An 11,173-nucleotide genomic window follows, 5' to 3' on the forward strand; every position below is an offset into this window, starting at 1 on the left:
ACGCGGGGTGTGAATTGGAGCGGGCATGGTACGTCTCATCGGGTATTTCTTTGGCGTGGGCATCGTGCTGGCGCTGCTGGTGGCTGCGGGTATTGCGCTCTATGTCGGCGATCTAACGAAGGATCTGCCCGATTACGAAGTGCTGGCGAAATACGAACCGCCTGTGACCACCCGGGTTCATGCATCCGATGGTGCGCTGATGGCTGAGTTCGCGCGGGAGCGCCGCCTGTACCTTCCCATCCAGGCCGTTCCGGACCGCGTCAAAGCGGCCTTCCTCTCCGCTGAGGACAAGAATTTCTACAATCACCCGGGTGTCGACGTCACCGGTCTTGCCCGTGCGGTGGTCACCAACATACAAAATCTGGGTTCCGGTCGCCGCCCCGTGGGCGCGTCGACGATCACGCAACAGGTGGCCAAGAATTTCCTCCTGACGTCAGATCAGACGATCCAGCGCAAGATCAAGGAGATGGTCCTCGCCTTCCGCATCGAGCAAGCCTATTCGAAGGACAGGATTCTCGAGCTCTATCTCAACGAGATTTTCTTTGGCCTCGGCTCCTACGGTATCGCCGGCGCTGCGCTGACCTATTTCGACAAGTCGGTCAACGAGTTGACGCTGGCCGAGTCGGCCTATCTCGCCGCGTTGCCCAAGGGGCCGTCCAATTACCATCCCTTCCGCCACACCGAGCGCGCCATCGAGCGTCGAAACTGGGTCCTCGATCAGATGGTCGCCAATGGATACGCTTCCCCCGAAGAGGGAGCGAAGGCGAAGGAAAAAGGGCTCAACGTGTCGCCGCGTCGTCGCGGCTCCTACCTGTTTGCCGGCGAGTATTTCACCGAGGAAGTGCGCCGCGACATCATTTCCCGATACGGCGAGGACGCTCTTTACGAAGGTGGACTTTCCGTTCGCACGACGCTCGACCCGCAATTGCAGCTCTATGCCCGCAAGGCCTTGCAAAACGGTCTGCTTCGCTACGACACGCTGCGCGGTTATCGCGGTCCCGTCACACAGATCGACGTTTCCGGCGACTGGGGTGTGCCTCTTGGCGAAGTCGATGCTTTGAGCGATGTGCCGGAATGGGAACTCGCCGTCGTTCTGGGAACCGAGGATGAAAAGATTTCCATCGGTCTCAAGCCGGAACGGGTCGTTTCCGGAGCCCTTTCGGAAGAGCGTGAAACCGGAACCATTGCGCTTGACGACATGAAATGGGCAATGCGTCACGTTGTTGACGGCAAGCGTTTGAAGGCAAACAGGCAGTCGGACGTTCTGAAGCCCGGCGACGTGGTATTTGTCGAGAAAAAACCGGACGCAGAGCGGGCCTGGCAGCTCCGCCAGGTGCCCGAAATCGAAGGCGCGCTCGTCGCCATGGACCCGCACACCGGTCGTGTCCTGGCGATGGTTGGTGGCTTTTCCTACGCCGAGTCCGAGTTCAACCGCGCAACACAGGCCTACCGTCAGCCCGGCTCGGCTTTCAAACCCATCGTTTACGCCGCCGCGCTCGACAATGGCTATACCCCTGCATCGGTCGTTCTCGACGCGCCGGTTTCCATTCAGGTTGGCGACGAGGTTTGGGAGCCGAAGAATTACGGCGGCAAGTTTGCGGGTCCGTCGACATTGCGTGCGGGCATCGAGCGCTCGCGTAACCTTATGACAGTGCGCCTGGCCAAGGATATGGGCATGCAACTGGTCGCGGATTATGCAGAGCATTTCGGCCTGTATGACAAGATGCTTCCCGTTCTGGCCATGTCGCTCGGCTCCGGTGAGACCACGGTGATGCGTATGGTTTCGGCCTATGCGGTGATGGCGAACGGCGGTAAGCAGATCGTGCCGTCGCTGGTGGACCGAATTCAGGACCGCTACGGCAAGACCGTCTACAAGCACGATCGCCGCGAATGTGTCGGTTGCGTTGCCAGCGAGTGGACCGGTCAGGCCGAACCCGAAATCATCAATGATCGCGAGCAGGTGCTCGACCCGATGACGGCTTACCAGATCACGTCGATGATGCAGGGCGTGGTTTCGCGCGGAACCGCTGTGACAGTTTCCGAACTCGGCCGTCCGATCGCCGGTAAGACCGGTACGACGAACGACGAGAAGGATGCCTGGTTTGTGGGCTATACGCCGGATCTCGTTGTCGGTGTCTTCATGGGCTACGACACGCCACGACCGATGGGCCGGGGCTCCACAGGTGGCGGTCTGGCGGCTCCGATATTCAAAGAGTTCATGGCGAGTGCCCTGGAAGATATGCGCCCGGCGGATTTCCAGGTCCCTGAAGGGATGAACGTCATCCCCATCGATCGCAAGACGGGAATGCGCGCCGAGGCGGGCCAGCCGGGCGTTATCATGGAAGCCTTCAAGCCTGGCACGGGGCCGGCCGACAGCTATTGGGTCATCGGTATGGAAGACCTGGAAGGCGCAGGCGGCCCCCGAGTGATCTCTCCGCAGGCCAATCGCGCCGTCAATTCAGGCGCGGGCGGTCTCTACTGACAATGTTGCCTTAATTGTGGATGTGTCCGCTTTACACGAGCGGACACGCTCCATATGGTCCGTCGCGATTCAGGCGAGGGTTCCTGACATATCCAACACAACTGAGGTGTCGATCTGCAATGCGTGCGGAAACCGAAAATCTTGTCGACGAAATCAAGCAGGCCATTAGCCTGCTGAGGAGGCATCTTTGACTGGGATGAAGCGGTAAAGAGGCTCGAATATCTAAATTCGCGCGCCGAAGAGGCCGATTTGTGGAACGATCCGCAAGAGGCCCAGAAATTGATGCGTGAGCGACAGATGCTCGAAGAAAACATCACTGGCGTCCGCAATCTTACACAGGCGCTCGACGACAATGTCGGGTTGATAGAGCTTGGCGAGGAAGAAGGCGACGCAGATGTCGTCTCCGAGGCGGAGAGCGCTCTCAAGGGATTGAACGAAGAGATCGCGGCCCGCCAGGTCGAGACCCTTCTTTCCGGTGAGGCGGACGGCAACGACACCTATCTGGAAATTCACGCCGGCGCAGGAGGCACCGAAAGCCAGGACTGGGCGCAAATGCTTCTGCGCATGTACACGCGCTGGGCAGAGCGTCGAGGCATGAAAGTGGACGTGATGGAAGTCCATGATGGCGAAGAAGCAGGTATCAAATCGGCCACCCTGCTGATTAAGGGACGCAATGCCTATGGCTGGTTGAAGACGGAATCGGGCGTTCATCGTCTCGTGCGGATCTCGCCGTACGACAGCAATGCGCGCCGCCATACGTCTTTCGCCAGCGCCTGGGTTTATCCGGTCATCGATGACACCATCGAGATCGATATTCCCGATTCCGACGTTCGCATCGATACCTATCGTGCGTCTGGTGCAGGTGGTCAGCATGTCAACACGACGGATTCGGCTGTGCGCATTACACACATTCCGTCAGGCATCGTCGTGCAGTGCCAGAAGGAACGCTCTCAGCACAAGAACCGGGCAACGGCCTGGGACATGTTGCGCGCGCGTCTTTATGAAGAAGAACTGAAAAAGCGCGAGGATGCTGCCAGCGCCACCGAAGCGTCCAAGACAGATATCGGCTGGGGGCACCAGATCCGCTCCTACGTCCTGCAGCCCTATCAACTCGTCAAGGACCTGCGTACAGGCGTTGAAAGCACAAGCCCTCAGGATGTTCTCGATGGCAAAGTCGATCCGTTCATGGAAGCTGCCCTGTCGCAACGCGTGCATGGAAGCGACGGTACAGATGTAGAAGATCTGGCCTAGGCGAGCCATGCGCGGGAAAATGAAGCGGGTGGACGTTCGAAATCCACCCGTTATTTCATGGCTCGTTCTTCATGTATTTGGCGATTTTTCTCCCTGCAGCGATGAACCGGGAGGGATTGATGGCGGTGCCGGCTTTGCGCACCTCGTAGTGCAGGTGTGGGCCGGTGGAGCGGCCGCTTGAACCGACTTTCCCGATTTGTGTGCCGGCTTCGACTGCCTCACCTTTCTTCACGGTGATCTTGCTCATATGCGCATAGCGTGTCGTCAGGCCGTTGCCATGATCAACTTCCACCATACGACCGTAACCGCCGTTCCAGCCGGCCTTGATGATCCTGCCGGCCCCTGCAGCGTATATCGGTGCGCCGCGGCGTGCGCGGAAGTCCATCCCCGAATGGTGTGCCAACCGGCCCAGAAACGGGTCTTTGCGTGAACCGAAACGGCTTGAAACCTGAGATCCGGGAGAGGGGCTTGCAAGGGGAAGGCGTTTTGCCTTGGCCCTCACTTCATTCAGGTGGGCCAGCGCTTCATCGAGCTCCCGAACGTGATCGTCGAAAACCGCTACGGCGGTTGAGGCGATAAGTGGGCCGCCGACATTCGGATCCTGGTGGCCGCTCGGGATAGCCAGCCCCACATCTTCCAGCGTACCGGCAATCGCATCCGCCGTCTGATATGCATCGTCGGCGAGAAAGCGCACGCTGTCGATCTGATCGGTCTCGATCGTCTCCAGCGCACGGTTGAGTTTGACGAAGAGGTAGTCGGCCTTGTCGGCGGCAGACAACGGCCGATTTTGAGGAGATTCTTGTGCACGAAGCGGCCAAGGTACCGTACTCGTTGCCGAAGGTGCGAAAGAGGCAACGGCAATGCTGCCGGTCTTGGTTGGATCGAGCAGAGGGGTGGTGTCCGCCTTGATCTGCGGTCTTGGTTCCGGCACCGGAGCCTGCTCGGGAAGCAGTTCGGCGCCGGCACGGTTTAAAACCGGAGCCAAGCGGCTTTGGCGTTTGGTCAGCTGATCCTGCCGTGCAAGCAATTCACCGACCTTCTCCTGCATGAACTGCTGATCGAGAAGTTGCCGGCTTGTGACACGGTCGAGTTGAGCGCGTAAGGCCGAAATCCGATCTTCATAGGCCTGCTGCAGGCGCGCCTGCCGCGCCACGCTCGCGCCTATCAGATCGTCGCGCAGAACGAGATAGGACGTTGCCAGAACATAGCCTATTGCAAGAGCAACGATGGCGGACCCCACCGTGGCCGCGATCCACGGCCGAACTGTAAAATGCCGAATCTTCTCGCCCCGCGCGATAATGATCGTGTGAGGCTCTTTACGTTTACCAAATACCGCAGATTGCTGTGGGCGCATCGAAAATCGAACTTATGTTCAAGGGACTATGTTCGATGCCGATTACACTTGATTAGGGTTAATAAAGCTTTTCGCGGGGCGTTCGCAGGCAAACAAAATCGAAGGTTCGGAAACCGAAATCCGCTTCGCTGATCGACCCTGTCGCACGGATTCCGGATTCGATCTGGGCGCTAATCGTTCTTCTTGAGCGCCTTGGTCGCGTCGAGCACCGCTTGCGCATGACCGGGAACCTTCACCTTGCGCCACACTTCTGCAATTCGGCCCGTTTCGTCGATCAAGAAGGTCGAGCGTTCGACGCCCATATATTTGCGTCCATACATGCTTTTCTCGACCCAGACACCGTAAGCCTGCAGCGTCTCTTTCTCCTGGTCTGAAACAAGGTTCACGGTAAGGGCGTGCTTGTTCTTGAATTTGTCGTGGCTTTTAGGGCTGTCGGGCGACATGCCGAGCAGAACGGTGTCAAGCACGTCGAATTCGGGTTTGAAGGCCGTGAAGTCGATGGCCTCAGCCGTGCAGCCGCTCGTATCGTTCTTGGGATAGAAAAACAGGACGACCATCTTGCCGCGAAAATCCGAAAGTCGGATTTCGCTACCGCCGTCGCCAGGCAGTGTAAAATCCGGAGCTTCGCTTCCTTTGGCGGGTTCTGTCATTTTCTTTCCCCTGTTTGTGGATAGGCGATGGAAGGGAGAGATATAATGATGTCGGTGGATTCGTCCATGGCTGCTGAGTGTCGACAGGAACGGTTGTGGATCAGGAAGGCTCTTCACAAAAAAAAATCAGGTTCAAGCGCGGCGAGATAGCGGCGCTGGAGACGTACCCTTCCTCGCATGGCAAGACGCGACGTGTTTTAAGGCGCTCGGTTTTCTGGCTCTGGTGCAGGCGCTGTGTTGCCGGCGTGGTTTGTGCGATCGCACTTCTTGTCAGTGTTGGACTTGCGGTCCAGTTCTTGGGAACCGGCTCCATAGGCCAGGACAGATTGCGTTCGGCCGCGCAACGGGCGCTGACAACGCTGGCGGGATACGAAGTCGAAACGAGTATGGGCGCTCTTCGGCTTGTTTTGAGCGATCGTAGCCTGATCGCGCTTGAGATACATGACGCGCATTTGACCAAAGCGGAGACGGGCGAAACCCTGATCGATGCGGATATCCTGCGTTTTGGCTTTCGGCTTCTGCCAATGCTCAGGGGGCAGGTGCAAGTCGGGAGTGCGGAGATATCCGGTGCCCGGGTGCAACTCGTCGGCCTCGCCTCGCGCCCCGATGAAGTGGCTGCCGTGGCGCGATGGCAAAAGCCGGTCGATCCCGGGCTGATCGAAAACAGTGTCTTCGATGGTCTCCGGCGTGTTTATGCCCTCACTGAGCGAACCGGTACGCGATATTTGCGGCTGCAGGATGTCTCGGTGGTACTCGATGCGGAGACCCAGCGCAGCGTCGACGTCGACGTCAACGCTTCGATGGCCCCATCGGGTAAACTGGATTTCAAGGCGAATGTAGCGCTCGATGACCGCGCAATCGAGATTACGGGCGGGGCTCTGCGTCCGACGCCCAAAGGACCGATCAAATCGTTGGATGTCGAGATCGCGGCACCGAAACCGACTCTGCTGCAGGCGGCCCGCACGGTGACAGGCAGAGGAGAACCGGTAGGCGGCCTTCTGGACGCATCAAGGATTTCACTACAGGGTGGGGAGAGCGAGATTGGCAACGGCCGGCTGCAGTTTGAGCTGGCGTTGCAAGACGCTCCCCTCGACCTAGGCAAAGACGGGGTATTGAGCGCGACGGGCCGGATACGCGCTGAAGTCGGCCAAGAGACGAACACGGTCGTGATCAAACAGGCAAACCTCGTCGTCGGACGCTCGACCTTCAATTTTACCGGCCGAATCGCACCGGTCAAAAACCCAAATGCCAAGAGTGCGATCTATGCATTCGACCTTGTGAGCAGGAAGTCGACGGTCGCTCCCGTTGATTCTCCCGAGGCTGCTGTGTCGTTTGTTGCCGGTGTTTCGGGCAGTATCGACACAGGCAGTGGTCGGATCGTCGGAGATACGGTCCGAATTGCCACCGCCTCCGGTGTGATCACGGCCAGCGCAGCCGTGACGATCGAGGCGGGCAAAACGCCGGGACTGTCGCTGGCGGTTTACACTGAGGGCATGCCGACGCATGAGGTAAAACAATTCTGGCCGTGGTTCGCCGCCTCCGGCGCGCGGCAATGGGTGCTGGAAAATCTCTTTGGTGGGAGGGTCGTCGAGGGCAATCTGCGCCTGCGTGTGCCGCCCGGCCGTTTCGGCAATGGCAAGCCGCTCGACAATGACGAGGTCAGTGGGGCTTTCGAGGTGGCCGACGCTCGCTTCGACATTGCCGGTCGTATTCCGCCGGTACGCGATGCCGTCGGCCGTGTCGGTTTCCGGGGGGCAGACATCGATATCGGCATTGAGGCGGGCACCGTCTTCATGCCGAGTGGCCGCAAGGTGGCGGCGAGCAAGGGGACTCTGACGGTCCGCGATGCGCATGTCAAACCGCGTATCGGCAAACTCGAGATCGATGTCGCTGGCAGGGCACCGGCAATCGTTGAACTGGCTTCCTACGAGCCGATTGACGTTTCCGATAGGATCGATCTTGGGCCGGAGGATGTGACTGGCGATGTCAAAGGTCATGTGAAGGCCGATATTCCTCTGAGCGACGGCATTCCACGCGAAAGTCTGGGCTGGCAGGCAACGCTCGAATACGAGAACCTTTCCATTGCCAAACCGTTCGACGGGCAGACGGTCGCCGATGCCAGCGGCGTCTTGATGGTCGAGCCGGGAAGAGCGGATATTTCCGCCTCCGCGACCCTTAACGGTATTCCGGCGCGACTAGAATTGGTGGAGCCGCTCGGCGGGTCTGAGCTGACGCGGTCGCGCAGGATCGAGCTTACGCTGGACGATGCGGCACGACGCAAAGTGGTGCCGGGCCTCGACGATATTCTGTCCGGTCCCATGACGGTCGATTATTCCGAGCTCGATGACGGGCGTAAGGCACTGACGGTCAAGTTGGACAAGACGCGCCTTACGCTGCCCTGGATCAACTGGAGCAAGGGAGCGGGCATACCCGCGACGGCTTCCTTCGTTCTCGAAGAGAAGCCGTCATCGATGGACCTGACAGACTTCAAGCTCTCGGGCGAGACGTTTTCCGCATCGGGTCAGCTTACCATCGCAGACGGAAACCTCGCCTCCGCGCGCTTCGACAAGGCCCGGCTCAATCGTGGCGACGATTTCTCCGTCTCGATCGATCGTTCTGGCCGGAATTACAATGTGGCTGTTCGAGGCGCGGCGGTCGATGGTCGTGCGCTGGTCAAACATTATCTCGGTGCGGGGCAGGGGCGTTCCGGAAGTGCGGGAGGCGAGACGGGCGAGACCGGCGTGAACCTCGACGCAACACTTGCGCGCGTGGCGGGTTTCGGCGGCGAGATGCTGAGCGATGTTTCGCTGCAATATACGTCGACGGCCGGCAGAACCGGGCGCCTGGATCTGTCGGCCACAACGGAGGCGGGGGGATCCGTATCGTTGGCGCGCGACGCAAGCGGCATCGAGGCCAATTCATCCGACGCTGGTGCGGTGATGCGCTTTGTCGATTTCTACGACAACATGGAAGGCGGTCAGATGAGAGTCGCCCTGAACGAGGGCAATGGCGGTGCGCTGAGCGGCCGCGTCTCGGCCGAAAACTTCTTCATCGTCAATGAGCCGCGTTTGCGTTCGCTGGTGGCGGCCACCGAAAACAATGGCGAGGTGGATGCCACCAGAATCGGTTTTGAGCGCGGCTACGCAACGGTCTTGAAAGGCCCGGGCTATCTGGAACTGAAGGATGGCGTGCTACGCGGTCCATTGATTGGCACGACATTTCAGGGAACGTTGTTCGATGCCAACGACAACATCGCAATCACCGGCACCTTCATGCCGCTTTACGGTCTGAATCGCATTTTCGGCGAGATACCGGTGTTCGGCGAAATACTTGGCAATGGTCGTGACCGCGGCCTGATCGGCATCACTTATCGGCTTTACGGAAAATTGGCTGAACCGCAGATGGAGGTTAACCCCATTTCAGCCATTGCGCCGGGTATATTCCGGCAGATTTTCGAGTTCCGCTAGCACCTGGCATTTCAGCGTATTGAAAAGGCGTGCACCCGGACGGGACACAGGCCGTTGGTTCAAGCCGGTTCTGGATGCCCAGGTCAGACCGGGCGCAGAAGCACATGCTTCTTCTTGCCAAGCGACAGCTTGACGACGCCTTCCTTAGTCAGATTGGCAAGGGTTATCGCTTGCCGATCGTCGCTTACAGGCTGATCGTTGAGGCGCACCGCACCGCCCTTTACGTGCCGACGCGCTTCGCCGTTGGATGTGGCGAGACCGGCGGTTACGAAGAGTGAGAGAAGCCCCACGCCTTCCTCTAGTGCCGATCTTTCCACCTCGACGGTGGGCAGGTTTTGTGCCAGCGCGCCTTCCTCGAAGGTCTTGCGCGCCGTTTCGGCCGCCTCTTCGGCGGCGTCTCTGCCATGCAGCATTGCCGTCACTTCGGTGGCGAGGATTTTCTTGGCCTCGTTGAGCTCGGCTTCCTGCAGCGCTGCAAGGCGGGCGATCTCGTCAAGTGGCATCGTCGTATAAAGCTTCAGGAAGCGCTCCACATCGGCGTCTTCCGTATTGCGCCAATACTGCCAGAAATCATAGGCGCCGAGCATGTCCGGGTTGAGCCACACCGCACCATCGGCGCTCTTGCCCATCTTGGCGCCTGACGCGGTGGTCAGAAGCGGTGAGGTGAGGGCGTAAAGCTGCGGTGTGCCCATGCGATGGCCGAGATCGATGCCGTTGACGATGTTGCCCCACTGGTCGGAACCGCCCATCTGCAGGCGGCAACCCAGCCGCCGGTTGAGCTCAACATAATCGTAGGCCTGGAGGATCATGTAGTTGAATTCCAGGAAGGACAGCGATTGTTCGCGGTCGAGGCGCAGCTTGACCGAATCGAAGGACAACATGCGGTTGACCGAGAAGTGACGGCCGACATCGCGCAGAAACTCGACATAGTTGATGTCCAAGAGCCAGTCGGCATTGTTGACCATCAGCGCTTCCTGCGGGCCGTCGCCAAAGGTCAGATAGTTTGAGAACACCTTCTTGATGCCAGCGATGTTGTCGGCGATCGTTTCCGGGGTCATCAGTTTGCGCGCCTCGTCCTTGAAGGACGGGTCGCCGATCATGCCGGTGCCACCGCCCATCAAGGCAACCGGGCGATGGCCGGTCTGCTGCATCCAGTGCAGCATCATGATCTGGATCAGGCCACCGGCATGCAGACTGGGTGCCGTCGGATCGAAGCCGATATACGCCGTAACCGTCTCGTTCCGGAACAGCTCATCGAGACCCGCATCGTCTGAGGTCTGGTGAATGAACCCGCGCTCGCTGAGCGTGCGCAGGAAATCGGATTTGAAGGCGGTCATGATCTTTCGGACTCTTTGACTTTGGCGGATGCGCTCCTGTATGCGGCGTCCGCCGCACAGGCTATTTCAGGCGTTTGGGGCGAGGTTCGGACAATTCCCCGCGCAAGCGGCGGTCCAGATAATCGGAGCATTCCCCGATCAGTTCGTCGACGTGATCGGTATAGAAGTGGTTCACACCGGGCATCGTCTTCTGTGTGATGGTGATGCCCTTCTGCGACTGCAGCTTGTCCACAAGGCCCTGAACGTCAGTCGGAGGCGCGACTTTATCGGCGTCACCATGAATGATGAGGCCCGATGAGGGGCAGGGCGCCAAGAAGGAGAAATCGTAGAGATTCGGCTGTGGCGAGATGGACATGAAGCCCTCGATCTCCGGGCGTCGCATCAAAAGCTGCATACCGATCCATGCGCCGAACGAATAACCGGCGATCCAGCAATTTTTCGAATCGGGATGCAGCGACTGCACCCAGTCGAGCGCTGCCGCGGCGTCTGACAATTCGCCTGTGCCGTGGTCGAAGGCTCCCTGGCTGCGGCCGATGCCGCGGAAGTTGAAACGCAGCGTCGTGAAGCCCCGGCTTTGAAACATATAGAAAAGATCGTAGACGATCTTATTGTTCATCGTGCCGCCGAAGTGC

7 protein-coding genes are annotated in these 11,173 nt (G+C 59.2%); 3 read left to right on the forward strand and 4 right to left on the reverse strand.

The window, feature by feature from the left end; genetic code table 11:
• The first annotated feature begins 25 nt into the window (after positions 1 to 25).
• Both QZ638_RS02980 and prfB read left to right on the forward strand, forming a co-directional pair.
• Entirely contained in the window at positions 26 to 2,482 is a 2,457-nt protein-coding gene (locus tag QZ638_RS02980) for a penicillin-binding protein 1A (RefSeq protein ID WP_295806671.1), read from the forward strand.
• A gap of 119 nt (positions 2,483 to 2,601) precedes the next feature.
• Positions 2,602 to 3,733 (forward strand): peptide chain release factor 2 gene (gene prfB / locus QZ638_RS02985; protein ID WP_295806675.1). Its coding sequence is split into 2 segments (ribosomal slippage): positions 2,602 to 2,670 and positions 2,672 to 3,733, totalling 1,131 coding nucleotides; the frame shifts between segments, so codons are not numbered across the junction.
• A gap of 55 nt (positions 3,734 to 3,788) precedes the next feature.
• On the opposite strand, the gene QZ638_RS02990 is transcribed toward prfB, so the two are convergent.
• A complete protein-coding gene (locus tag QZ638_RS02990; RefSeq protein WP_295806678.1) occupies positions 3,789 to 5,087 on the reverse strand; it encodes a peptidoglycan DD-metalloendopeptidase family protein in 1,299 nt (432 codons plus the stop codon).
• Between the two features lie 170 nt (positions 5,088 to 5,257).
• A complete protein-coding gene (locus QZ638_RS02995; protein WP_295806681.1) occupies positions 5,258 to 5,737 on the reverse strand; it encodes a peroxiredoxin in 480 nt (159 codons plus the stop codon).
• Positions 5,738 to 6,123: 386 nt separating this feature from the next.
• On the opposite strand from QZ638_RS02995, the gene QZ638_RS03000 reads away from it, so the two are divergent.
• Entirely contained in the window at positions 6,124 to 9,204 is a 3,081-nt protein-coding gene (locus QZ638_RS03000; protein WP_295806683.1) for a DUF3971 domain-containing protein, read from the forward strand.
• Positions 9,205 to 9,287: 83 nt separating this feature from the next.
• Here the strand turns inward: QZ638_RS03000 and tyrS are convergent, their stop codons facing one another.
• Entirely contained in the window at positions 9,288 to 10,541 is a 1,254-nt protein-coding gene (gene tyrS, locus QZ638_RS03005; protein WP_295806684.1) for a tyrosine--tRNA ligase, read from the reverse strand.
• Positions 10,542 to 10,602: 61 nt separating this feature from the next.
• On the reverse strand, positions 10,603 to 11,173 hold a 571-nt coding region (locus QZ638_RS03010), incomplete at its 5' end, for an alpha/beta hydrolase (RefSeq protein WP_295806685.1).

The sequence above is a fragment of the uncultured Nitratireductor sp. genome, assembly GCF_913053745.1.
In the GTDB taxonomy this organism is placed as follows: Bacteria; Pseudomonadota; Alphaproteobacteria; order Rhizobiales; family Rhizobiaceae; genus Nitratireductor.